This is a genomic window from Cellulomonas humilata (assembly GCF_030814415.1).
GTDB classification, from domain to species: Bacteria; Actinomycetota; Actinomycetes; order Actinomycetales; family Cellulomonadaceae; genus Cellulomonas; species Cellulomonas humilata_A.
The window spans coordinates 345543-370496 of the sequence record NZ_JAUSVB010000004.1; the positions used below are offsets into that span (position 1 = coordinate 345543).

Consider the following 24954-nt stretch of genomic DNA (forward strand, 5'->3'; position numbering starts at 1 on the left):
GGACCCCAGAGGTATCACCACCAGCCCGTTCACCGCTACGGACCAGGCGCTACGCTGCCGGAAACCGAGGGGGTGGGCAGTGGGCGAGACGGCTGAGCCTGCGCAGGTCACAGAGTCCGGCTGGTATCGCCATCTCGACCTGATCGCGACGATCCTGCTGGCCGTCGCGACGGTTCTCACCGCCTGGTCGGCGTTCCAGAGCAGCCAGTGGGGCGGCGTCCAGGCGATCGCCTACAGCGCCGCCGCACGCGAACGCGCCGAGTCGAACCAGGCCGCGACCCTCGCCGGCCAGCAGACGACCATCGACGTGCTGCTGTTCACGGACTGGCTCGCTGCCCTGCACGCCGAGGGTGACGCGGTCCTCCCCGAGCCGTACGTGCCCGACCCGGACCAGTACTCCGGGTTCCTGTTCGAACGGTTCCGGGCCGAGTTCCAGCCCGCCGTGCACGCCTGGTTGGCCGAGGACCCGCTCACGGACCCCGACGCGCCCCCCAGCCCGTTCGCGATGGACGAGTACGTGCTGGCCTCGACCACCGAGTCGGTCAGGCTCGACAAGGCGTCCGAGCGTTCCGCCGCCGAGGCCCGGCTCGCCATCGAGCGCAAGGACCGCTACGTGCTGGCCACCGTCCTGTGCGCGTCGGTGCTCTTCTTCTCCGGCATCGGCTCCAAGCTGGGCTCCCCGCGCAAGCGCACCGCGATGATCGCGATCGGCGGCGTCGTCCTGCTCACCACCGTGGCTGTGCTCGTGACGTTCCCCGTCCAGGTCTGAGACGCGCCCCGGACGGCGTTCGGCCCCGCGTACGGGGCGCGGGGCCGAACGGGTCGTGCGACGAGGCGAGAAGGCGTCAGGCGATGCGCCCGGTCACGTTCTCCTCGTCACCGATCTTGTGCACGACGATCGAGTTGGTCGAGCCGACGACGCCCACCGGAGCACCGGCGACGACGACGACGTAGTCGCCGACCTCGGCCAGACCGTTGGCGCGCAGCGTGGAATCCACCTGGCTCACCATCGCGTCGGTGTTCTCGACCGACGGCACGCGGTACGTCTGCACACCCCAGCTGAGCGACAGGACGTTGCGCACGTCGTCGACCGGCGTGAACGCCAGCAGCGGGATCGCGGAGCGCAGACGCGACATGCGCCGCGCCGAGTCGCCCGACTGCGTGAACGTCACCAGGTACTTGACGTCGAGCGTCTCGCCGATCTCGGCGGCCGCCCGGGTGATCGCACCACCGCGGGTGTGCGGCGTCGAGCCCAGGGGCGCGATGCGCTCGCGGCCCAGCTCCTCGGTCGCCTCGATGATCCGCGCCATCGTGCGCACGGTCTCGATCGGGTAGTCGCCCACGCTGGTCTCGCCCGAGAGCATGACCGCGTCGGCACCGTCGAGCACCGCGTTGGCGCAGTCCGAGGTCTCGGCGCGGGTGGGCCGCGGGTTGTTGGTCATGGACTCGAGCACCTGCGTGGCCACGATGACGGGCTTGGCGTTGCGGCGGGCCAGCTCGACGGCGCGCTTCTGCACCAGCGGCACCTGCTCGAGCGGCAGCTCGACGCCCAGGTCACCACGGGCCACCATGATGCCGTCGAACGCCGCGATGATCTCGGCGAGGTTCTCGACGGCCTGCGGCTTCTCGATCTTGGCGATCACCGGGACGACCCGGTTCTCCTCCTCCATGATCCGGCGCACGTCGTCGTAGTCGGCGGCGGAGCGAACGAACGACAGCGCGATGATGTCGGCGCCGACGTTGAGGGCCCAGCGCAGGTCGTCCGCGTCCTTGTCGCTCATCGCGGGCACGGAGACGGCCACGCCCGGCAGGTTGAGGCCCTTGTTGTTGGAGACGGTGCCGGGGACCTCGACGCGGGTGACCACGCGGGGGCCCTCGACGGCGGTCACGCGGACCAGGACCTTGCCGTCGTCGATGAGGATCGGGTCGCCGACGCGCGCGTCGTCCGTGAGCCCCTTGTGGGTCGTGGAGACGAGCTCCTTGGTGCCCTCGACGTCCTCGGTCGTGATGGTGAAGGTGTCACCGACGGCGAGGTCGTGCTTGCCCTCGGTGAACCGGCCGAGGCGGATCTTCGGACCCTGCAGGTCGACCAGCACGGCGACGGAGCGCCCGGACGCCTTCGCGGCGGCGCGGACGTTGTCGTACACGCGCTTGTGGACCTCGGTGTCGCCGTGGCTGCGGTTGAGCCGCGCCACGTCCATCCCGGCGTCGACGAGGGCCTGGATCTGCTCGGCAGACTCTGTGGCGGGGCCGATGGTACAAACGATCTTTGCTCTACGCATGACAGCGAGCCTATGCCTTTCGTGTTTTCACGGGACGGACCGAAAGTCCCGGTCCGACCCTGTGGCCGGCCCGGTACGCGACTCGGTCGGGGGTGGGTTCAGGGGCGCAGCGCCACGGTGCTGGCGGTGACGGGGGCCGGCAGCTCCGTGCTGCCCGACAGGTAGGTGTCGACGGCGGCCGCTGCTGCGCGGCCCTCGGCGATCGCCCACACGATGAGTGACTGCCCACGACCGGCGTCTCCCGCGACGAACACGCCGGGGACCGTCGTCGCGTAGTCGTCGGTCCGCGCGACCAGCCCGCGAGAGGTCAGCTCGATGCCGATCTGCTCCGTGAGCGGGTCGACCTCGGGGCCGGTGAAGCCCATCGCGACCAGGACCAGGTCCGCCGGGATCTCGCGCTCCGTGCCCGGCGTGGGCACGCGGCGACCGTCGGAGAGGTACTCGGTCGTCGCCAGCGTCAGCGCGCGCACCGTGCCGGACTCGTCGCCGACGAACTCGACGGTGGACGCGAGGTAGTCGCGGTCCCCGCCCTCGGCGTGCGAGGACGAGACCTCGAACAGGATCGGGTCCGTGGGCCAGGGCTGGTGCTCGGGACGCTCCTGCGGCGGGCGCTTGCCGATGGCGAGCGTCGTCACCGACGCCGCACCCTGACGGAGCGCGGTGCCGAGGCAGTCCGAGCCGGTGTCGCCGCCGCCGATGATGATGACGTGCTTGCCGGTGGCCGTGATCTGGTCCGCGACCGGCTTGCCCGCCGCCACCGCGTTGGCCTGGTGCAGGAACTCCATGGCGACGTGCACGCCGCCCAGCTCCTTGCCCGGCACCCGCAGCTCGCGGGGCACGGTCGCGCCCGTGGCGATCACGATCGCGTCGTACCGCGCCTGCAGCTGCGGCCACGTCACGTCCCGACCCACCTCGACGCCCGGGCGGAACCGGGTGCCCTCGCCCTCCATCTGGGCCAGACGGCGGTCGATGTGGACCTTCTCCAGCTTGAAGTCCGGCACGCCGTAGCGCAGCAGGCCGCCGATGGCGTCGTCCCGCTCGTACACCGCGACGGTGTGCCCCGCCCGGGTCAGCTGCTGCGCGGCGGCCAGGCCGGCCGGGCCGGAGCCGACGACCGCGACCGTGTGACCGGTCAGGCGCTGCGGGACCTGCGGGGTCACGTAGCCACGCTCGAACGCCTCGTCGATGATCGAGACCTCGACGTTCTTGATGGTCACGGCCGGCTGGTTGATGCCCAGCACGCAGCTCGACTCGCACGGAGCCGGGCAGATGCGGCCCGTGAACTCCGGGAAGTTGTTGGTCGCGTGCAGCCGGTCGATGGCGTCCGACCACTGCCCGCGCCACACCAGGTCGTTCCACTCGGGGATGAGGTTCCCGAGCGGGCAGCCGTTGTGGCAGAACGGGATGCCGCAGTCCATGCAGCGCCCCGCCTGCTCCTTGAGGTACGGCTGGCCGTCCTGCAGGTTCTCGTGGACGTCCTTCCAGTCGCGCAGCCGGACCTCGACGGGGCGGTTGGGCGGGAGCTCACGGTCCCGCACCTTCAGGAAGCCGCGGGGGTCAGCCACGGGCCACCTCCAGGATCTGGTCCCACACGCCGGGCGCGGCAGGGTCGAGGCCGTCGGCCTCGGCCTGCGCGAGCGCACGGCGGACGCGGGCGTACTCGGTGGGCAGCAGGCGCGTGAACCGCGCCCGGGTCGAGGGGAAGTCCTCGAGCAGCTGGGCGGCGACCGGCGAGCCGGTCTCGTCGAGGTGCGCGCGCAGGAGCGTCTCCACCAGCGCGGCGTCCTCGTCGTCGAGCGGGTCGAGCGCGAGCTCGTTCGTCCGCAGGGCGTCGACGTTCACCAGGGCGGGCACCAGGTCGAGCACGTACGCCGTGCCGCCCGACATGCCCGCACCGAAGTTGCGGCCGGTCCGGCCGAGCACCAGGACGGTGCCGCCGGTCATGTACTCGCACCCGTGGTCGCCCACACCCTCGACGACGAGCGTGGCGCCGGAGTTCCGGACGCCGAAGCGCTCGCCGACCAGGCCGCGCAGGAAGATCTGCCCGGTGGTCGCGCCGTAGCCGATGACGTTGCCGGCCACCACGTTGTGCTCGCTGGACAGGGCCGCGTTGCGGTCGGGGCGCACCACGATGCGCCCGCCCGACAGCCCCTTGCCGACGTAGTCGTTGGCGTCGCCGAACAGCCGCAGCGTGATGCCCCGCGGCAGGAACGCGCCGAACGACTGCCCCGCCGAACCCGTGAGCGTGACGTCGATGGTGTCGTCCGGCAGCCCGGCGCCGCCGAACCGCTTGGTCACCTCGTGGCCGAGCATCGTGCCGACGGTCCGGTTGACGTTGCGGACCGGCAGGTCGATCCGGACAGGCTCGCTGCGCTCGAGGGCGTCACCGGCCAGCGCGATCAGCCGGTTGTCGAGGGCCCGGTCCAGACCGTGGTCCTGGTCCTTCGTGTGGTGCAGCTCCGTGCCGGCGACGGGCGACGGGACGGCGAGCACCGGCGCGAGGTCCAGACCCGAGGCCTTCCAGTGGTCGATCGCCGCGCGCGTGTCCAGGAGCTCGACGTGGCCGACAGCCTCCAGCAGCGTGCGGAAGCCCAGCTGCGCGAGCAGCGCCCGGACCTCCTCCGCGATGAACTCCATGAACGTGACGACGAACTCGGGCTTGCCGGTGAACCGTGCGCGCAGCTCCGGGTTCTGCGTGGCGACGCCCACCGGGCAGGTGTCGAGGTGGCAGACGCGCATCATGACGCAGCCGGACACGACGAGTGGCGCGGTGGCGAAGCCGAACTCCTCGGCGCCCAGCAGCGCACCGATGATCACGTCGCGGCCCGTCTTGAGCTGGCCGTCCACCTGGACGACCACGCGGTCCCGGAGGTTGTTCAGCACGAGGGTCTGCTGCGTCTCCGCGAGGCCGATCTCCCACGGGGTGCCCGCGTGCTTGAGCGACGTCAGCGGGCTCGCCCCGGTGCCGCCGTCGTGACCCGAGATGAGCACGACGTCCGAGTGCGCCTTGGCGACACCGGCGGCGATGGTCCCGACACCGAACTCGCTGACGAGCTTGGTGTGGATCCGGGCGCGCGGGTTCGCGTTCTTGGCGTCGTGGATCAGCTGCGCCAGATCCTCGATCGAGTAGATGTCGTGGTGCGGCGGCGGCGAGATGAGTCCGACGCCGGGCGTCGAGTGCCGTGTGCGGCCGATCCACGGGTACACCTTGTTGCCGGGCAGCTGACCGCCCTCGCCCGGCTTGGCGCCCTGGGCGAGCTTGATCTGGATGTCGTCGGCGTTGGTCAGGTACTCGCTGGTCACACCGAACCGACCGGACGCGATCTGCTTGATCGCCGAGCGGCGCACCGGGTCGTGCAGACGCTCCGGGTCCTCACCGCCCTCGCCGGTGTTCGACTTGCCACCGATGCTGTTCATCGCGACCGCGAGCGTCTCGTGCGCCTCGATCGAGATCGAGCCGTACGACATGGCGCCCGTGTTGAACCGCTTGACGATCTCGCTGACCGGCTCGACCTCGTCGAGCGGGACCGGCGTGCGCTCGCCCTCCTTGAAGGCCAGCAGGCCGCGCAGCGTCATCAGGCGCGACGACTGCTCGTCGACCCGGTTGGTGTACTGCTGGAAGACGTCGAACTGCCGCGTCCGCGTCGAGTGCTGGAGCCGGAACACGGTCTCGGGGTCGAAGAGGTGGTCCTCGCCGTCGCGGCGCCACTGGTACTCGCCGCCGACCGCGAGCCGCAGGTGCGCCTGCCGGTTGCCGCTGGCCGGGTAGGCGTCCGCGTGGCGTGCCGCGACCTCGGCCGCGATGACGTCCAGACCGATGCCGCCCAGGCGGCTCGTCGTCCCGGTGAAGTACTTGTCCACCAGCGGCTGCGACAGCCCGATGGCCTCGAACACCTGCGCACCGCGGTAGGACGCGATCGTGGAGATGCCCATCTTCGACATGACCTTGAGCACGCCCTTGCCGAGCGCCTTGATCAGGTTGGCGACGGCCTTCTCGGGCCCGACGCCGGGGAGGTAGCCGGCCCGCGCGAGGTCCTCGACGGTCTCCATCGCGAGGTACGGGTTGACCGCCGCCGCGCCGTAGCCGATGAGCAGCGCGACGTGGTGCACCTCGCGCACGTCACCGGCCTCGACGACCAGCGAGATCTGCGTGCGCGTGTGCCGGCGCAGCGTGTGGTGGTGCACCGCGCTGAGCAGCAGCAGGGACGGGATCGGCGCCAGGTCGGCGTCCGAGTTCCGGTCCGACAGGACCAGGAAGCTGACCCCGTCGGCCACGGCGGCGTCCACCTCGGCGAAGATCTCCTCGAGGCGCGCCTCGAGTGCCTCTCCCCCGCCGCTGACCTTGTAGAGCCCGCGGATGATGGTCGACCGGTAGCCGAGCGACGGCTGCTTGGCCACGTGCACGATCTTGGCCAGCTGGTCGTTGTCGATCACGGGGAACGGCAGGATCAGCTTGCGGGCGTGCCCGGGGCCGTCCTCCAGCAGGTTGGGCTCCGGACCGATGGCGCCGCCGATGGCGGTCACCAGCTCCTCGCGGATGGCGTCCAGCGGCGGGTTGGTCACCTGCGCGAACATCTGCGTGAAGTAGTCGAAGAGCATCCGCGGCCGGGTGGAGAGCACCGCGACCGGCGTGTCCGAGCCCATCGCACCCAGCGGCTCCGCACCCGCGGCGGCCATGGGGCTGAGCAGGATCTTCAGCTCCTCCTCGGTGTACCCGAAGGCGCGCTGCCGTCGACGCACCGACGCTGCCGAGTGCGCCACGTGCTCACGCTCGGGCAGCTGCTGGAGGAACACGGAGTTGTCGCGCACCCAGTCCGCATACGGACGCTGCGCCGCCAGGGAGGACTTGATCTCCTGGTCGTCGATGATCCGGCCCTTGCCGGTGTCCACCAGGAACATGCGGCCGGGCTCGAGACGGCCCTTGGCGACGACGGTCGCCGGGTCGATGTCCAGCACGCCGGCCTCGGACGCGCAGACGACCAGACCGTCCTCCGTCACCCAGTACCGGCCGGGACGCAGCCCGTTGCGGTCCTGCACCGAGCCGATCAGGGTGCCGTCGGTGAACGTGATCGCCGCGGGTCCGTCCCACGGCTCCATCAGGGTCGAGTGGTACTCGTAGAACGCACGGCGCGACGGCTCCATCTGGGCGTGGTTCTCCCACGCCTCCGGGATCATCATCATGACCGCGTGCGGCAGGGTCCGGCCCGACAGGTGCAGCAGCTCGAGCACCTCGTCGAAGCTGCCCGAGTCCGAGCCGCCCGGCGTACAGACCGGCAGCAGCGGCGTCAGGTCACCGAGCTCGTCGCTGGCCAGCGTGCCCTCGCGGGCGGCCATCCAGTTGCGGTTGCCGCGGACGGTGTTGATCTCACCGTTGTGCGCGATCATCCGGAACGGCTGCGCGAGCGGCCACGACGGGAACGTGTTCGTCGAGAAGCGCGAGTGCACCAGCGCGATCTCGGAGGCGTACCGCGGGTCCGACAGGTCCGCGAAGAACGGCTCGAGCTGCCCGGTGGTGAGCATGCCCTTGTAGGCGATCGTGCGGGCCGACAACGACGCGAAGTACAGGCCGTGCTCCCGCTCCGCACGCTTGCGCAGGCGGTAGGCGCGGCGGTCCAGGTCGATGCCGGACAGCTCGCGCGACGGGTCCGCGACGACGAGCTGGCGGAACACGGGCATGGACGCACGCGCGGTCGGGCCCACGAGGTCCGCCGTCACCACGACCTCACGCCACGCGAGCACGTCGAGCTTCTCCTCGGCGGCGATGGACTCCAGGGCCGCGACGGCGACGCGCTGCTCGGTCTCGTCGACCGGCAGGAAGGCCATGCCGATCGCGTAGAAGCCGGCGGGTGGGAGCTCGGCGTCGACCACGTCGCGCAGGAACGCGTCGGGGATCTGCGTGAGGATGCCGGCGCCGTCACCGCTGTCCTCCTCGGCGCCGACGGCACCGCGGTGGTCGAGGTTGAGCAGCGCGGTCAGGCCCGCGTCGACGATGTCCCGGCCGGGTGTGCCGCGCAGCGTGGCGACGAAGGCGAATCCGCACGCGTCGTGCTCGGCAGCGGGGTCGTAGAGACCCTGCGGCAGCGGCGCGCGTACTGCGCCAAGGCTCGCGGGCGACGTCGACATCTGCACCGTCCTCACGGTCCCCGACAGGGTCGGGGAATTGCACGAACAAGGGGGGAACGGGGACGTCGTCGGCCCAGTCATGGTGACGATACAGCGCGGTGGATGGACCGCCCGCATCGGTGTGCGGAGCAGGGTGACCGTTCGCCCGCGGGTCAGCGGGCGGGATCGGTCGCGATCTCCTCGTCGTCCTGCACTGTCGGGGGTGCCAGCAGGAGGGTCGTGTCACGTCCTGGGTGCCGGCGCCCGACCACAACGAACGCTACCAGCGCCCCGAGGCCGACGATGATCGACGTCCAGACGTTGATCCGCAGGCCGCCGATCTCGTGCGCCGGGTCGATCCGGAGCATCTCGATCCAGAGCCGCCCGCTGGTGTAGATCACGACGTAGAGCAGGAAGACGCGCCCGTAGCCGAGCTGGAGCTTGCGGTCGAGCCAGATCAGCAGGGCCGCACCGGCGAGGTTCCAGACCATCTCGTAGAGGAACGTCGGGTGGTACAGCGTGCCCGCGGGGTCACCGACGGGCATGTGGTCGGCGTCGATGCGCAGCCCCCAGGGCAGCGTGGTCGGGCTGCCGAACAGCTCCTGGTTGAACCAGTTGCCCAGCCTGCCGATCGCCTGGGCCACGAGCAGGCCGGGGGCCAGCGCGTCGGCCCACGGGGCGAGCCTGACGCCCTGTCTGCGGCAGCCGATCCAGGCTCCGACTCCCCCGAGCGCGACGGCGCCCCAGATGCCGAGGCCGCCCTCCCAGATGTACAGGGCGCGGATGGGCTCCCCACCGACGCCGAAGTACGCGTCGGGCGAGGTGATCACGTGGTAGATCCGGCCGCCGACGATGCCGAACGGCACGGCCCAGAACGCGATCTCGAGGGTCGTGTCCGGCTCGCCGCCGCGCTCGACCCACCGACGCCGCGTCATCCACAGGGCGACGACGATGCCGAGCAGGATCGCGAACGCGTACGCGCGCAGCGGGAACGGTCCGAGGTGCCAGACGCCGGCCGGCGGGCTCGGGATCGCCAGCGGCAGCAGGGCGCTCACCGTGCGCACCGGGTGGCGGACCGGACGCCCTCGGCGAGGTCGGCCGTCAGACGGGCCAGCGCTCCTCGCCCGGCTGCGTCGTCGGCCGCGTCCAGCAGCGTGCGCACGAGGGCCGAGCCGACGATCACGCCGTCGGCGTACCGGGCGATCTCGGCGGCCTGCTCCGGGCGGGAGACGCCGAGCCCGACGCACACGCGCTCGGCACCGGCCGCGCGCGTGTTCGCGACGAGCTCCTCCGCCTTGGAGCCGACCGTCGCGCGCTCGCCCGTCACGCCCATGGTGGAGGCCGCGTAGACGAACCCGCGGGAGGCTGCCGCGGTGGAGGCCAGCCGCTCGGGCGTCGAGCTGGGCGCGACCAGGAACACGCGGTCCAGGCCGTGCGCGTCCGAGGCGGCGATCCAGTCGCCTGCCTCGTCGGGGATGAGGTCGGGGGTGATGAGCCCGGCGCCGCCCGCGGCAGCGAGGTCCCGCGCGAACGCGTCGACGCCGTAGCGCAGGACCAGGTTCCAGTACGTCATGACGAGGATCGGCGCACCCCGTCCGGCCACCTGCTCGACCGCGCGGATGGTGTCGCCCACCCGGGTCCCCCCGGCCAGCGCCGCGTCGACCGCGCGCTGGACGGTGGGACCGTCCATCACGGGGTCGCTGTACGGCACGCCCAGCTCCACGACGTCGGCGCCGGCGTCGATCATCGTGCGGACGGCCGCGACGGACCCGTCGACCGTCGGGTAGCCCACAGGCAGGTAGCCGATGAGCGCCGAGCGCCCGAGGGCGTCGAGGTGCTCCGCCACCTGGGACCGGACCGCGACCGTGCTCACAGCTGTTCTCCTTGGTCGGCCAGCACCACGGGCTCGTCCTCGATCAGGTCGAACCACGCCGCGGCGGTGGCCACGTCCTTGTCCCCGCGTCCCGACAGGTTGATCAGCAGCACCGGCTCGTGGCCGTCGTCGCCGGTCCAGCCCGACAGCTCGTCGCCCAGCTGGATCGCACCCGCCAGCGCGTGCGCGGACTCGATCGCCGGGATGATCCCCTCGGTCCGGCACAGGATGCGGAAGGCCTCCATGGCCTCGACGTCGGTCACCGGCCGGTAGTCCGCGCGTCCGATGTCGTGCAGCCAGGCGTGCTCCGGACCGACGCTCGGGTAGTCCAGACCGGCCGACACCGAGTGGCTGGGCAGCGTCTGCCCGTCCTCGTCCTGCAGCAGGTACGACTTCGCGCCGTGCAGCACGCCGGGCTGCCCGCCCGAGAACCGTGCGGCGTGCCGGCCCGACGAGATCCCCGCGCCGCCCGCCTCGAAGCCGAAGAGGCGCACGCCCGGGTCGTCGAGGAACGCGTTGAAGATGCCCATCGCGTTCGACCCGCCACCCACGCACGCGGCGACCGCGTCAGGAAGCCGCCCGATCTCCTCGAGGAGCTGGGACCTGGCCTCCTCGCCGATGATCTTGTGGAAGTCGCGCACCATCTCGGGGAACGGGTGCGGTCCCGTGACGGTGCCGAGCAGGTAGTGCGTGGTGTCGACGTTGGCCACCCAGTCGCGCAGCGCCTCGTTGATCGCGTCCTTGAGCGTCCGCGTCCCGATGGTCACCGGGATCACCTCGGCGCCGAGCAGGCGCATGCGGGCGACGTTGAGCGCCTGCCGACGGGTGTCCTCCTCGCCCATGTAGACGACGCACTCGAGGTCGAGCAACGCAGCCGCGGTCGCGGTGGCGACACCGTGCTGACCGGCGCCGGTCTCCGCGATCACGCGCGTCTTGCCCATGCGCTTGACCAGCAGGGCCTGCCCCAGCACGTTGTTGATCTTGTGCGAGCCCGTGTGGTTGAGGTCCTCACGCTTGAGGAACACCCGCACGCCCGGCGCGACGTGCTGCGCGAACCGCGGGACCTCCGTGAGCGGGCTCGGGCGGCCGGTGTAGGTGCGGTGCAACCGCGCCAGCTCACGGCCGAACGCCGGGTCCGTCAACGCCTTGTGGTACTCCGTGTCGAGCTCGTCGAGCGCCGCGATCAGCGCCTCGGGCACGAACCGGCCGCCGAACTCGCCGAAGTACGGCCCGGCGTGGGTGGACAGCGGGCCACCTGCCGTGGCCTCGAGCAGCTTCTCCGAGAGGGCCTCGACGGTCGGCCGACCGGTCACTGGCGCACCGCCCGCAGGGACGGGTGCGCACCCGCTGCCACGAGGTCGGCGACCGACTCGCGCGGAGCGTCGTCCGTGACCAGCGCCTCGCCGACGAGCACGGCGTCAGCACCAGCACGGGCGTAGTCCATGACGTCGTGCGGTCCACGGACCCCGGACTCGGCGATCTTGACGATGTGCGACGGGATGGCCGGCGCCACCCGCGCGAACGTGGTGCGGTCCACCTCGAGCGAGCGCAGGTCGCGGGCGTTGACGCCGATCACGCGGGCGCCCGCGTCGGCTGCCCGGGACACCTCCTCGGCGTCGTGCACCTCGACCAGGGCGGTCATGCCCAGGGAGTGCACGCGCTCGACCAAGGACTCGAGCACGGTCTGCTCGAGCGCGGCGACGATGAGGAGCACGAGGTCGGCGCCGTGCGCACGGGCCTCCCACACCTGGTAGGGCGTGACGACGAAGTCCTTGCGCAGCACGGGGATGTCCACCCGGGCGCGGACGGCGTCGAGGTCCGCCAGCGAGCCGTGGAACCGGCGCTCCTCGGTGAGCACCGAGATGACGGCAGCGCCGCCCTTCTCGTACTCGGCCGCGAGGGCGGCGGGGTCCTTGATGGTGGCGAGCGCACCCTTGCTGGGGCTCGAGCGCTTCACCTCGGCGATCACACGGACCGCGTCCTCGGCGCGCAGGCGACCCACGCACTCGATCGCGGACTCTCGGCGGCGGGCCCGCTCCTTCACCGTCGCGAGCGGCGTGGCCTGCTCCCGGACGGCGAGGTCCTGCCTGACGCCCGCGACGATGTCGTCCAGCACGGTCATCGAGAACTCACCTTCTCCCCCGGTCGGTTCCGGACCAGCTGCTCGCCGTCGATCGTGGCGGCGGTCCAGTGAGCCATCGTAGAACGGTCCCGGAGTGACCCCGACCACAGGCCGGTGGCTGGGACGGCCGCCTCACGGGGCCAGCCACGGGGCGAACGCCGGGACGTTGCGGAGCACCCCGAACCCGACCACCACCACCATGAGCAGCCAGGCCGCCCACGCGGGTGCCGGCCCGATGCGTCGACCCTGCGTGGCCAAGGCGACCCAGCGGCCCCACAGCACGATGACCACGGGCACGGCGAGCACCCACAGCGGGTTCATCGACCAGGCTCCGGCCAGGTCGGCGTGCGCCAGGTCGTGCGTCGCCCGCAGGCCGCCGCACGCGGGGCACAGGATGCCGGTCAGTGCGTACAGCGGGCAGCCCCCGTAGCTCCCGGTCACGTGCGGGTCCCGCACGGCGAGCAGCGCGGTGGCGAACACGACCACCCCGCCTGTGACGAGCGGAGCGGTCAGGGACGCACGACGGCCCGCTCCGTCCGGCGCGGGTGCGGCGGACGGGAGCGGGCCGGTCGGCAGTGCCTGCGGACCGTCGTCGACGGTCGCCACGTCAGTAGCTCGTGTTGTAGCCCTCGTTGAACGCGTCCCGGAAGTCCGCGTTCGAGAACAGGATGGCGAACAGGATGATGCCGAGAATCGAGAGCACGATCGCGATCCAGCCGAGGATGATCCCGGCCGTCGCCATGCCGCCGTTGTTCGCCTCGCCGCGCGCGACCGCCTTCTTGGCGTTGTTGCCGACGATCACCGCGGGGATGCCGGTGAGCAGGCCGCACGAGAGCACGAACGAGACGATGCCCAGCACCAGCGACCAGACCGCGAGGCTGTTCTTCGGATACGCGGCGCCGTAGCCGGGGCCCGGCTGCGGGTAGCCGCCCGGAGCGGAGCCGTACGGGGCTGCCGCCGGGTACTGCGGCGTGCCGGCCGCACCGGGGTACTGCGGCGCACCGGCGCCCGGGTACGGAGGCGGGGCGGGCGGTCCCTGCGGGTACGGCGGCGGGGCGGCGGGGTACTGCGGGGTCCCACTGGGGTCCTGCGGCGGCTGCGGCTCTCCGCTCCCGTACGGGTTCTGCGGCTCGTTGGGGGTCGACATCGGTCCTCCTCGGTCGCGTGCGCTCGCCCGGACCGGGCGGCGGTCGAGCTGTGCGGGTCAGTGCCCGCCGGTGCGTGCCTGACGGGCACGCGTCTTGTCGCCGCCCTGACCGTGGCCGGAGGCCTGGAGCACCTTGCCGGTCACGAGGCCGGCGACGACGAGCGCCATGCCGAGCCAGAAGAGCCAGACCATCGCGAACAGGACGCCGAGACCGGCGATGGTGAAGGCGATGACGACCGTGTACGTGGTGACCCAGGCCGCGAGCGTCTTCCCGTGGTTGGTCGGGGCGGCCGTCGGCGGCAGGTGCATCGTCTCGGTCGTCGTGGCGTTCTGCGCGCGGTGCGCGAGCGTGTTGTCAGCCATCAGTGGGGTGCCCTTCGTGCTCGGTTCTGCGCTCACCCTATCGGACCGTCCCGGTGCAGCCCGGCACGGACCGCCGCACGTCAGGACGGGTCGTCACCACGGCTGAGCGCGTCCCAGTCGGACCGTTCGTCCGGCTCCTTCACGGCCGGCGTCGCCGTGCTCGCAGGTGTGGCCTCGTGCCGCTGGGACGGTCCCGACCACGTCCGCGAGGCGCGCACGAACCAGATGCCGGCCAGGGCGACGAGGGCCCCGGTGCCGACGGCGAGCCACGGCCAGACGGTCGTCGTGACAGGACCGGCCAGCGTCCCCACGCCGGTCTCGGCGGCGACCACCGGGGTGACCGCCGCGACCGGGTCCGTCGTCGCACCGAGCGTCGTGGCCACGACCAGCACGCCGCACGCGAGGACGACGGCGGCCACCACCCAGCGGCCCACGCGGCCGACCAGCCCGACGGCCGCAGCCGCAGCGAGGATCGCGACCGCGGCGGCGAGGACGGCCGGCGCCGCCTGGGAGCCGCTGACCTCGATCGTGACGGTGCCCTGCAGCGCGGTCGTGCCCGTCGTCGTGAACCAGGTGGGCACCGTGACGACCGCGGTCAGGCCAGCCAGGACGAGCAGCACACCCGCCGCGCGCCCTCGTCCTGCGCGGCGACGGCCGGCTGCCGGCGGGACCGTCACGCGCCCGCTCGACGCAGCCGGGACGCGATCTGCACGGCCCGCACGGCCGCGGCCGCCTTGTTGCGCGACTCCTCGTACTCCAGCGCGGGCACCGAGTCCGCGACGATGCCGCCGCCCGCCTGGACGCTCGCCCGCCCGTCCCGGATCAGGGCCGTGCGGATGGCGATGGCCATGTCCATGTCACCGGCGAAGTCGAAGTAGCCGACCGTGCCGCCGTAGATGCCGCGGCGAGCGGGCTCGATCTCGTCGATGAGCGCGATCGCCCGCTGCTTGGGTGCCCCGGAGAGCGTCCCGGCGGGGAACGTGGCGACGAGCGTCTGGAGGGCGGTCGCACCCTCGCGCAGGCGCCCGACGACCGTCGAGCAGATGTGCATGATGTGGGAGTAGCGCTTGACCGCCATGAACTCGACGACCTCGACGCTGGCCGGCTCGCACACCTTGACCAGGTCGTTGCGGGACAGGTCGACCAGCATGATGTGCTCGGCGCGCTCCTTGGGGTCGGCGAGCACCTCGTCCTGCAGGCGGCGGTCCTCGTCCGGGGTGGCGCCGCGCGGACGCGAGCCGGCGATGGGGAACGTCACGACGCGGCCCGAGGTCACCTTCACCAGGGTCTCCGGGCTCGACCCGACGACGGCGAAGTCGCGGCCGTCGGCGTCCTGGAGCTGCAGGTAGTACATGTACGGGCTCGGGTTGATGGTGCGCAGCACCCGGTAGACGTCGATCGGCTCCGCGGGGCAGTCGAGGTCCAGACGCTGGGAGATGACCACCTGGAACACGTCGCCGTCGCGGATGGCCTCCTGGCCGGTGCGCACGGCGTCCTCGAAGTCCTGCCGCGTGGACCGGAACGACAGCTCCGGCTCGGTGACGTCCGCCAGGACCGCGACCGCGGACTCGGTCGGCCGCAGCAGCGCCTCTTCCATCGCGTCGATCCGCGCGACGGCGTCGGCGTGCGCGTCGTCCACCCGCTCGTCGGTGTCGTCGAAGTTGATGGCGTTGGCGATGAGCCAGACCGACCCGTCGTGGTGGTCGACGACCGCCAGGTCCGTGGCCAGCAGCAGCGTCAGCTCGGGCACGCCGAGCTCGTCGGGCGCGTTCGCGGGCAGCGTGGGCTCCCAGTGCCGCACGATGTCCCAGCCGAGGGCACCCACGAGCCCGCTGGTCAGCGGCGGCAGCCCGGCGATCGCGGGCGTGCGGAGCGCGTCGAGGGTGCGCTCGAGCACGTCGAGGGCGTCGCCGTCGGTGGGGACGCCGACGGGGACGTCACCGACCCAGACGGCCGACCCGTCCCGCACGGTCAGGGTGGCGCGCGAGCGGACGCCGACGAACGAGTACCGGTCCCAGCTCCCGGCGGCCTCCGCGGACTCCAGGATGAACGTGCCCGGACGACCGGCCGCGAGCGTGCGGTACAGGCCGACAGGCGTCACGTCGTCGGCGAGGAGCCGCCGCGCCACGGGGATGACGCGACGGTCGCGGGCCAGGCCGCGGAACACGTCGAGCGACGGCCACGTGCCGCCCCAGGGAACCTCCGCCGCGGTGACGTCCGCGGGGAACACCGTGGGCAGGGCGGCGGTCATGCCGGGTCTCCGTTCTCGGTGGGGCGGGTGCCGACGACCGCGGGCAGCGGGCCGCCGGCGTCGAAGCAGGTGTGTGCGCCGGTGTGGCAGGCCGCGCCCACCTGGTCGACCTCGACCAGCAGGGCATCGCCGTCGCAGTCGATGCTCACGGACTTCACGTACTGGGCGTGACCGGAGGTGTCGCCCTTGCGCCAGTACTCCTGGCGCGAGCGGCTCCAGAACACGACCCGGCCGGTGGTGAGCGTGCGGCGCAGGGCCTCGTCGTCCATCCAGCCGAGCATCAGCACCTCGCGCGAGTCGTGCTGCTGCACGATCGCTGCCACCAGACCGTGGTCGTCGTGCGTGAGGAGCGCGGCGACGGCGGGATCGAGGGTCGATGCGGGGGGGCTGGAAGACACGGACCGATCCTGCCACGCAGGCGCGCGCGGGACGGACCCGTCCCACCTGCCGTCAGCGGGTCTGGGAGACCCACGCGGCGTGCATCGCGGCGTAGTGGCCGTCGCGTGCGACGAGGTCGGCGTGGTGCCCGACCTCGACCACGCGACCCGCGTCGACCACCACCACCGTGTCGGCCGCCTCCGCCGTGGAGAGCCGGTGGGCGATCGTCAGGGTGCTGCGGCCGCGCGTGAGCGAGTCGAGCGCGCGCGCGATCCGGACCTCGGTGGCAGGGTCCACCGCCGAGGTCGCCTCGTCGAGCAGCAACAGGTCCGCCTCGGCCAGGTACGCCCGGGCGAGCGCGACCAGCTGCCGCTCCCCCGCCGACAGCGACTCGCCCCGCTGACCCACCGGGGTGTCGAGCCCGTCGGCCAGCTCGTCCACCCAGCCGTCCAGGCCGAGCGCCTCGATGGCCGCGCGGATCCGCACGTCGTCGTCCTGCGCCGCGGTCGTCCCGTCCTCGTGGCGCAGGCCGTAGGCGACGTTCTGCGCGAGCGTGCCGTCGAACAGGAAGCCCTCCTGCGGCACCAGCACCACGCGGCGGCGCAGGTCGGCGACCGCGATGTCCCGCAGGTCCACCCCGTCCAGCAGCACCGACCCGCGCGTGGGGTCCATGAACCGCGCGACGAGCTTCGCGATGGTGGTCTTGCCCGACCCGGTCGCGCCGACGACCGCGACCGACGTGCCGGCCGGGATCGCGACGTCGACCTCGCGCAGCACCGGCGGACCGTCCGGGTAGGAGAAGTCCACCGCCCGCAGCTCGACGTGCGCCGGGCCGCGCGGGCTGGGCACGCCGTCCGCGCCGGCGTCGACCACCTCGACCGGTGTCTCCAGGACCCCGAGCACGCGGCGCCACCCGGCGACCGCGTTCTGCAGCTCGTTGAGGATCTCCGTGGCCATCTGCACCGGGCCGGTGAAGAGCTGCACGAGGAAGAGGAAGGCGAGCAGCCGGCCCACCGACATCTCCCCCGCGATGCCCAGGTACGTGCCGGCGACGACGACGAGCGCCAGGACGAGGTTGGCGACGAGCACGCCGCTGGAGAACACGAGGGCGACCAGGTTCTGCGCGCGCACCATCGCCGCCCGGGTCGCGGCGACCGCGGCGTCGATCCGGCGCTGCGTGCGCTCGGCGACCCCGTACGCGCGGATCGTCTCGGCGCCGACGACGGCCTCCGAGATGGCACCGAGCATCCCGCCGACCCGCTCGCGCACGGCGGTGTACCGGGCGTTCACGCGCTTCTGCAAGGGCTGGAGCAGCACGAACAGCGGCACGAAGCCCGCCCACACGATCAGGGTCAGCTGCCAGGAGTAGACCGCCATGAGGACCGTGGCCACCGCGATCTGCAGCACGGAGACGAGCAGCATGATCCCGCCCCACTGCACGAACAGCGAGATGGTGTCGACGTCGGAGGTCACGCGGGAGACCAGCGACCCGCGCCGCTCCGTGTTCTGCGTCAGCACCGACAGGTCGTGCACGTGCCGGAACGCCCGGGTGCGCAGCGCCAGCAGCCCGCTCTCGCTCGAGCGGAACAGCCGCACGTTGACGTAGGCGGAGCACACGGCACCGATCACGAGCCCGATCGCGGCGAGACCGGCGAGCGCGGCGACCCGCGACACGTCCGGGCCGCCGTCCGCCAGGATCCCCGTGTCGACCGTCTGCTGCACCGCGATCGGCACCAGCACGCGCCCGATCGACGCGATCACCGCCAGCAGCACCGTGAGCTGCCAGCCGACCAGCAGCTGTGGGGATACCTGCACGCCGCGGCGCAGCGTCGCCAGCACGCCCAGGGTGCTGGCGGGCGCGACGCGGTGGCCGCCGTTCTCCGCGGTCATGCCAGGTCCTCCACAACCTCGAGGGCGTCCTCGTCCGCCGCCTCGGCGGCGCGGCGCGCGGTCTCCTGCTCGTAGGCCGTCGCCAGGGCGCGGTATCCGGGGTCCCGGGCGAGGAGCTCGTCGTGCGTGCCGCGGTCGACCACGCGGCCGCCGTCGATGTGCACGACCTCGTCGGCGAGCAGGACGGACGACATCCGGTAGGCGACGAGCAGCACCGTCGGGCTGGACGTACCGCCATCACCGCGCAGGCCGCGCAGGATCGCCTGCTCGATGCGGGGGTCCACCGCGGAGGTCGCGTCGTCGAGCACGAGGACGGCCGGCCGCCGGACCAGCGCGCGGGCGAGGGCGAGGCGCTGGCGCTGGCCACCCGAGAGGTTGGCGCCGCGCTCGCCGAGGGGCGCGTCGAGGCCACCGGGCAGGGCCCGCACGACGTCGTCGACCCGGGCCAGGCGCAGCGCGGCCCAGACCGCCTCGTCGTCGGGTGCTTCCGGTGCCCCGTCGTCCGCGAGCGTGACGTTCGAGCGCACGGTGTCCTCGAACACGAACGTCGACTGGGCCACCAGCGCGACGTGGCGCGCGAGGTCGGCCGGTCGCACGTCCCGCAGGTCGAGGCCGTCGACGTGGACCGAACCGCGGGACGGGTCGTACAGCCTGCTGACCAGCGAGACGAGCGTCGTCTTGCCCGCGCCCGTCGGACCCACCACGGCGATCGTCCGGCCGGCAGGCACGTCGAGGTCGACGTCGTGCAGCAGCTCCAGTTCGCCGCCGCCGGGCAGGGCGACGGAGCGGCTCACGTCTCGCAGCTCGACGCGCGCCCCACCGACGGGCGCCCACGCGGTGCTGCCCACGCTCAGCGCCCCGTGCGAGTCGATCACCCGGGCGATCCGGTCGTACCCGACGAGCGCCCGCGGCAGCTCACCCAGCACCCAGCCGAACGCCCGCACCGGCACGGCCAGCAGGGTCAGCAGGTAGGCCGCCGCGACGACGTCCCCGGTCCCCACCCGGCCCTCGCTGATCTGCACGGTCCCGACCACCAGGACGAGCAGGGTCCCGAGGCTCGGCAGCAGGTCGATGACCGGGTCGAACAGTGCGCGCACGACCCCGACGCGGACGTTCGCGTGCCGCAGCTGCGTGGCCCGCTCGGCGAACCGTGCCTCCTCGCGTGCCTCGGTGCCCAGCGACGTGACCAGCACGGCCGCCTCGAAGCTCTCGTGGGCGATGTCCGCCACCTCGGCGCGCAGCTGCTGCGCCCGGATCGCCGCGGGCGACATCCGGCGCTGGAACACGACGTTGGCGATCACGGCGAGGGGCAGGACGAAGAGCGCGGCGACCGCCAGCCAGATGTCGGTGCGCACCAGCTCGAACGTCGCGACGACCATCATCACGACGACGCCGAGCGCGAACGGCAGCGGGTTGAAGATCGAGGTCGCCGCCTCGACGTCCGCGCTGGCGTTGGAGAGCAGCTGACCCGTCGGGTGCTGGCGGTGCCACGACATCGGCAGCCGGAGGTACTGGCGCGTGACGGCGGTGCGGTGGTCCTCCTGGAGCAGCGCGAACCCTCGGCCTGCGTAGATGCGGCGGGCCGCGACGGTCAGGCCGAGCGACACGGCGACGAGCGCGATCGCACCACCCGCGAGCCAGATCCGGTCCTGCGCCTCGCTCGAGCCGGCCAGCGCGGGGACGACGACCTGGTCCGTCACGGCACCGAGCACCCGGCTGACGCCCACCGTCAGGGCACCGAAGAGCGCGGCCGTCCCGATGGCCAGCGCATAGGTGCGGGGATGAGAGCGCAGCCCCCGACCCAGCAGCTGGACGGCGCGTCGGGGCACCGAGCCGGTGAGCGCCATCGACCGGGGCGGCTCGTCTCGCGTGGGCACGACAAGGACCTTCCGTGGAGCTGGTGGGGTGATGACGATTCTCTCATGCGGGTGCGAGCGCTTACCCGCGCTGCGGTCGGGACGCAGGTGGCAGCGGCGCGTGGCATCCTGCGGTCATGACCTGGCACGAGATCGAGCGCGCGCAGCTGGCGGAGGCCCTCCTGGACGTCGCTCCCGACGCGCCCACCCTCTGCGAAGGCTGGGAAGCACGCCACCTCGCTGCGCACGTCGTGCTGCGGGAACGCTCGCCGATGGTCGGTGCGGGGGTCGCCGTCCCTGCCCTGTCCGCCCGCGCCGAGGCCGCCATCGCGAAGCTCGCCGACCAGGCCGTGACCGAGGGCGCGTACCGGGACCTGGTGGCTCGGGTCGCCGACCGGCCGGCGCGCTGGCACCCCGCCTCCTGGGTCGGGGAGTCGATGAACGTCATCGAGTTCTTCGTGCACACCGAGGACGTCCGCCGCGGAGCCGGTCCGGTCCCGGCACGCGAGCTCGACGCGGGGCTCGTCGAGGCGCTGTGGTCGCACCTGCCGCGTGCCGGCGCAGGACGGCTGCGCACCGTCCCCGTCGGCGTCGTGCTCGTCCGCGACGACGGCATCCGGCACCACCTGCGGACACCGAAGCCCGACTACGGCACGGTCGTCGTCCGCGGCGACACGGGCGAGATCGTCCTGTACCTCCTCGGCCGTGGCGCAGCGGCCGACGTCCGGGTCGAGGGCGAGGCCGACGACGTCGCGACGATCGAGGCAGTGCTGCCCTCGCGCTAGCCCGCTGCCTGCTCGGGGTGCCCGGTGGCCAGGATGTCCACGACGAAGACGACCGTCTGACCGGCCAGCTCCTCGCTCTCGGTGACGCCGAGGGCGTACGTGGGCGGGACGACGAGCATCACCTGGCTCCCGACCGGCTGGTCGACCAGCCCTTCGGCCCACGCCTGCACGTCCTGCAACGAGAACGACACCGGCAGGCCGTGCGTCCACGTCGAGTCGAACGGCTCGCCGGTGGTCCACGCGAACCCGGTGTACTGCACGGTCACGACGTCGCTCGCGGCCACCTGCTCGCCGCTGCCGCGGATCAGCGGCTGCGCGACGAGCGTCGCGGGCGGTTCGGTGCCGGTCGGCGTGATCGTCGGCGCGCCGGACGCGTCCAGCGTGACCACGGGCAGATCGGCCCGAGGAGGCTTCGCCTCGCCGTCCGCGCGGGTGGGCAGCACGTCCACCACCGTCACCGTGGGGTAGTCCGTCGCCCCCGCGCCGCTGCCGGGGCTGACCTGGAGCATCCGCGCACCGACCTGCTGGCCCCGCAGCGTCTCGTAGAGGTCCGTGCCGAGGTCCTCCTCGGTCAGGAGCATCGCGGTCGGGTTGGTGGAGTAGCTCTCCTTGACCAGGGTCGCGTCCGTCGCGTCCTCCAGCCAGAAGTCGATGAGCACCGGTGCACCCTCGACCAGCTCGGCGCCCGTGCCCGGCCAGATCTGCTCCGTCCGGGTCTTGTCCACCTGCAGCGGGGTCAGGTATGTGATCGTCGGCGCCGCGCCGGGCTCCCCTGACACCGTCACCGTGGCCGGCTCCGAGACGGGGTCGCTGCATCCGGCAAGGGTCAGCAGCGCGATCGCCAGACCGGCGACCAGGGCTCGGCCCTGAAGTCGTCGCACGTCGTTCCTTCCAGCTCCGGGGTCCTGGCAGGTGAGCAGGACCGCCACACTGTACGGCCCGGCGCTGTCAGGCCGGTGCTACATGGACTCGATCAGCCGGTCCACGCGCTCGTCCACGCTGCGGAACGGGTCCTTGCACAGGACCGTGCGCTGGGCCTGGTCGTTGAGCTTGAGGTGGACCCAGTCGACGGTGTAGTCGCGGCGGGCGTCCTGGGCGGCCCGCACGAAGTCGCCGCGGAGCTTGGCGCGCGTCGTCTGCGGCGGGACCGCGGTCGCCTCGAAGATCTCCAGGTCAGTGGTCACCCGCTCCACCAGGCCCTTGGCGGCCATGAGGTTGTACAGGCCCTCGGTGCGGGAGATGTCGTGGTACGCCAGGTCCAGGCGCTGCACCCGCACGTCGGACATCTCCAGGCCGTGCTTGGCGCGGTACCGCTCGATCAGCCGGTACTTGATCACCCAGTCCAGCTCCCGGTCCACCAGCGACAGGTCCCCGGTGCGCATGGCCCGCAGCCCGCGCTCCCACAGGTCCAGCACCTGCTTGTTCTCCGGGCTCGGCCCGCCCTCGGAGGCCAGGAAGTCGGTCACCCGCGTGAGGTACTCCTCCTGCAGGTCGATCGCCGTGACGGTCCGGCCGTTCGCCATCGTCACCGGGTGCATGCCCGTGAGGTCGTGGCTGATCTCGCGGATCGCGCGGATCGGGTTCTCCAGGGCCATCTCCCGCATCGGGACGCCGGCCTCGATCATCCGCAGCAGGAGGTCCGTCGTGCCGACCTTGAGCATCGTCGTCGCCTCGGACATCGACGAGTCGCCGACGATCACGTGCAGGCGGCGGTAGTGCTCGGCGTCCGCGTGCGGCTCGTCGCGCGTGTTGATGATGGGACGCGAGCGGGTCGTCGCGCTGGAGACCGCCTCCCAGATGTGGTCCGCGCGCTGCGACAGGCAGTAGACCGCCCCCCGCGGCGTGGTGAGCACCTTGCCGGCACCCGTGAGGATCTGGCGGGTGATCAGGAACGGCACCAGGACGTCCGACAGCCGGGAGAAGTCGCCCTGCCGGCGCACGAGGTAGTTCTCGTGGCAGCCGTAGGAGTTGCCCGCGGAGTCCGTGTTGTTCTTGAACAGGTGGATGGTGCCCGGCAGCCCCTCGTGCTCGAGCCGCTGCTGCGCGTCGGCCACGAGCCCCTCGAGGATGCGCTCGCCCGCGCGGTCGTGCGTGACCAGCTGCCGCACGTCGTCGCACTCGGCGGTCGCGTACTCGGGGTGGGAGCCCACGTCGAGGTACAGGCGCGAGCCGTTGCGCAGGAAGACGTTGGACGACCGTCCCCACGCGACGACCTTGCGGAACAGGTACCGCGCGACCTCGTCGGCGGAGAGCCCACGACCGTCCTGGGCGGCGCACGTGACGCCGTACTCCGTCTCGAGACCGAAGATCCGCCTGTCCATCGCCGTGCTCCCTCCCTCGCTGCGTACGGCCCGTCTCCGTCAGTCTGCGCCCAGCAGGTCCTCCAGCAGCGCACCGGCCAGCCGTCGGAACGTCCTGCGGGGACGTGTGCGGTCCAGGACCGCGACCTCCAGCTGCGGGGCGGGGATCGACCGCGGCTCGCCGCCGTCCTCCACCGCTCCAAGGGTGCGCACGGCGAGCGCCAGCACCTCGGGCAGCGTGAGCCCGGCCCGCCACTCCTGGGCCAGCAGCCCGCCGAGCCGCTCCGCCTGGCCGCCCATGACGACGTAGCCGTGCTCGTCGGTCACCGAGCCGTCGTACGCGAGGCGGTAGATCTGGTCGCCCGCGGCCGCACGGCCGACCTCCGCGACGACGATCTCGACCTCCAGCGGCTTGGACTCCGTGGTGAACGACGTGCCCAGCGTCTGCGCGTACGCGTTGGCCAGGCCACGGGCTGTGACGTCCTCGCGGTCGTAGGAGTAGCCGCGCAGGTCGGCGTAGCGCACCCCGGCCACGCGCAGGTTCTCGAACTCGTTGTACTTGCCGACGGCCGCGAAGCCGATCCGGTCGTAGATCTCGGAGATCTTGTGCAGCGCGCGCGACGCGTTCTCCGTGGCGAACGCGATCCCGTCGTCGTACTGCAGGACCACGACGGACCGCCCGCGCGCGATGCCCTTGCGCGCGTAGTCGGCCCGGTCCTTCATCAGCTGCTCGGGCGAGACGTAGAACGGCATGCTCATCGCGCACCGCCACTCGAGTCGCGGTGACCCGCGTGCGTCCGCCGACGTTCCTGCTCGATCTGCTCCGACACCGCGCCCAGGTCGGCGTCGCTGACCCGCAGGTACCCGGACTCGGTCACGGTCGCGACCACCGGCCAGATCCCCCGGGTGTGGTCCGGTCCACCGGTCGCCGAGTCGTCGTCCGAGGCGTCGACGAGCGCCTCCACGGCCACCTTCACGGCGGCGTCAGCATCGAGGCCGGGCCGCCACAGCTTCTTGAGCGAGCCGCGCGCGAACACCGAGCCCGAGCCGACCGCGTGGTGGTCGTGCTCCTCGTAGCGGCCGCCCGTGACGTCGTACGAGAAGATCCGGCCGAGTCGTCGGTCCAGGTCGAAGCCGCCGAACAGCGGCACCACCGCCAGCCCCTGCATCGCCATGCCGAGGTTCCCGCGGATCATCGTCGCGAGCCGGTTGGCCTTGCCGTCGAGCGAGAGCAGGCTGCCCTCGATCTTCTCGTAGTGCTCGAGCTCGAGCTGGAAGAGGCGGACCAGCTCCACGGCGAGACCCGCGGTGCCGGCGATGCCGACCGCCGAGTACTCGTCGGCCGGGAAGACCTTCTCGATCTCCCGGCTCGCGATCATCGAGCCCATGGTCGCCCGACGGTCCCCCGCCATGACGATCCCGCCCTCGAACGCGAGCGCGAGGATCGTGGTGCCGTGCGGCGCGTGCACGTCTCCGACCGGCCGGTTACCCGGCAGCAGCTGCGGGGCGTGGCTGGACAGGAACTCCATGAACGACGACGAGCCGGGGGTCGTGAAGGCGTGCGGCAGCCGCCCGGAAGCGGACGTGTCGGGTGAGCTCATCGGC

Annotated in this window: 21 protein-coding genes; 2 read left to right on the forward strand and 19 right to left on the reverse strand. The window is 72.3% G+C overall.

The annotated features are described in order from the left end of the window. The first annotated feature begins 79 nt into the window (after positions 1-79). On the forward strand, positions 80-769 hold the full coding sequence (locus tag J2X26_RS15695) for a hypothetical protein (RefSeq protein ID WP_307493640.1): 690 nt from the start codon (positions 80-82) through the stop codon (positions 767-769). 76 nt (positions 770-845) lie between these two features. Here the strand turns inward: J2X26_RS15695 and pyk are convergent, their stop codons facing one another. The 15 genes from pyk to J2X26_RS15770 all read right to left on the reverse strand — a co-directional run bounded on the left by pyk (position 846) and on the right by J2X26_RS15770 (position 20255). Beyond that, the gene (gene pyk / locus J2X26_RS15700) at positions 846-2282 is read right to left on the reverse strand and encodes a pyruvate kinase (RefSeq protein ID WP_307493641.1); all 1437 of its coding nucleotides are present in this window, start codon (positions 2280-2282) and stop codon (positions 846-848) included. Between the two features lie 98 nt (positions 2283-2380). Next, positions 2381-3847 (reverse strand): glutamate synthase subunit beta, encoded by a 1467-nt coding sequence (locus J2X26_RS15705; protein ID WP_307493642.1) that lies wholly within the window; start codon positions 3845-3847, stop codon positions 2381-2383. Further along, the gene (gltB, locus tag J2X26_RS15710; protein ID WP_307493643.1) at positions 3840-8405 is read right to left on the reverse strand and encodes a glutamate synthase large subunit; all 4566 of its coding nucleotides are present in this window, start codon (positions 8403-8405) and stop codon (positions 3840-3842) included. Before gltB ends, J2X26_RS15705 begins: the two co-directional genes overlap by 8 nt. A gap of 152 nt (positions 8406-8557) precedes the next feature. Next, positions 8558-9439, reverse strand: coding sequence for a prolipoprotein diacylglyceryl transferase (lgt, locus tag J2X26_RS15715; RefSeq protein ID WP_307493644.1), 882 nt, complete (start codon positions 9437-9439; stop codon positions 8558-8560). Next, entirely contained in the window at positions 9436-10257 is an 822-nt protein-coding gene (gene trpA, locus J2X26_RS15720) for a tryptophan synthase subunit alpha (RefSeq protein WP_307493645.1), read from the reverse strand. The genes lgt and trpA overlap by 4 nt, the downstream gene beginning before the upstream one ends. Next, complete coding sequence (gene trpB / locus J2X26_RS15725; RefSeq protein WP_307493759.1) at positions 10254-11531, reverse strand: tryptophan synthase subunit beta; 1278 nt, start codon at positions 11529-11531, stop codon at positions 10254-10256. The genes trpA and trpB overlap by 4 nt, the downstream gene beginning before the upstream one ends. A gap of 35 nt (positions 11532-11566) precedes the next feature. Beyond that, a complete protein-coding gene (trpC, locus tag J2X26_RS15730; protein ID WP_307493646.1) occupies positions 11567-12379 on the reverse strand; it encodes an indole-3-glycerol phosphate synthase TrpC in 813 nt (270 codons plus the stop codon). Between the two features lie 132 nt (positions 12380-12511). Next, a complete protein-coding gene (locus tag J2X26_RS15735; protein ID WP_307493647.1) occupies positions 12512-12985 on the reverse strand; it encodes a DUF2752 domain-containing protein in 474 nt (157 codons plus the stop codon). Position 12986: 1 nt separating this feature from the next. Beyond that, on the reverse strand, positions 12987-13526 hold the full coding sequence (locus J2X26_RS15740; RefSeq protein WP_307493648.1) for a DUF4190 domain-containing protein: 540 nt from the start codon (positions 13524-13526) through the stop codon (positions 12987-12989). 57 nt (positions 13527-13583) lie between these two features. After that, on the reverse strand, positions 13584-13889 hold the full coding sequence (locus J2X26_RS15745) for an HGxxPAAW family protein (protein WP_307493649.1): 306 nt from the start codon (positions 13887-13889) through the stop codon (positions 13584-13586). Positions 13890-13969: 80 nt separating this feature from the next. Beyond that, on the reverse strand, positions 13970-14566 hold the full coding sequence (locus J2X26_RS15750; RefSeq protein ID WP_307493650.1) for a Trp biosynthesis-associated membrane protein: 597 nt from the start codon (positions 14564-14566) through the stop codon (positions 13970-13972). Then, positions 14563-16140 carry an anthranilate synthase component I gene (locus J2X26_RS15755; RefSeq protein WP_307493651.1) on the reverse strand — a complete coding sequence of 526 codons (1578 nt, stop codon included), beginning with the start codon at positions 16138-16140 and terminating at the stop codon, positions 14563-14565. The genes J2X26_RS15750 and J2X26_RS15755 overlap by 4 nt, the downstream gene beginning before the upstream one ends. Continuing rightward, complete coding sequence (hisI, locus tag J2X26_RS15760; protein WP_307493652.1) at positions 16137-16538, reverse strand: phosphoribosyl-AMP cyclohydrolase; 402 nt, start codon at positions 16536-16538, stop codon at positions 16137-16139. Before hisI ends, J2X26_RS15755 begins: the two co-directional genes overlap by 4 nt. Positions 16539-16590: 52 nt before the next feature. Next, positions 16591-18408, reverse strand: a complete 1818-nt coding sequence (locus tag J2X26_RS15765) for an ABC transporter ATP-binding protein (RefSeq protein WP_307493653.1) — start codon at positions 18406-18408, stop codon at positions 16591-16593. Continuing rightward, positions 18405-20255, reverse strand: a complete 1851-nt coding sequence (locus J2X26_RS15770; RefSeq protein WP_307493760.1) for an ABC transporter ATP-binding protein — start codon at positions 20253-20255, stop codon at positions 18405-18407. Before J2X26_RS15770 ends, J2X26_RS15765 begins: the two co-directional genes overlap by 4 nt. Before the next feature lie 146 nt (positions 20256-20401). On the opposite strand from J2X26_RS15770, the gene J2X26_RS15775 reads away from it, so the two are divergent. After that, positions 20402-21049, forward strand: a complete 648-nt coding sequence (locus tag J2X26_RS15775) for a TIGR03085 family metal-binding protein (RefSeq protein WP_307493654.1) — start codon at positions 20402-20404, stop codon at positions 21047-21049. On the opposite strand, the gene J2X26_RS15780 is transcribed toward J2X26_RS15775, so the two are convergent. The 4 genes from J2X26_RS15780 to prcB all read right to left on the reverse strand — a co-directional run bounded on the left by J2X26_RS15780 (position 21046) and on the right by prcB (position 24950). Further along, complete coding sequence (locus tag J2X26_RS15780; RefSeq protein WP_307493655.1) at positions 21046-21930, reverse strand: FKBP-type peptidyl-prolyl cis-trans isomerase; 885 nt, start codon at positions 21928-21930, stop codon at positions 21046-21048. The two genes, J2X26_RS15775 and J2X26_RS15780, sit on opposite strands and share 4 nt — an antisense overlap. Before the next feature lie 78 nt (positions 21931-22008). After that, the gene (gene pafA / locus J2X26_RS15785; protein WP_307493656.1) at positions 22009-23370 is read right to left on the reverse strand and encodes a Pup--protein ligase; all 1362 of its coding nucleotides are present in this window, start codon (positions 23368-23370) and stop codon (positions 22009-22011) included. Positions 23371-23409: 39 nt separating this feature from the next. Further along, positions 23410-24108, reverse strand: a complete 699-nt coding sequence (gene prcA / locus J2X26_RS15790) for a proteasome subunit alpha (protein ID WP_307493657.1) — start codon at positions 24106-24108, stop codon at positions 23410-23412. Next, complete coding sequence (gene prcB / locus J2X26_RS15795) at positions 24105-24950, reverse strand: proteasome subunit beta (protein ID WP_307493658.1); 846 nt, start codon at positions 24948-24950, stop codon at positions 24105-24107. The genes prcA and prcB overlap by 4 nt, the downstream gene beginning before the upstream one ends. Positions 24951-24954 lie beyond the last annotated feature (4 nt).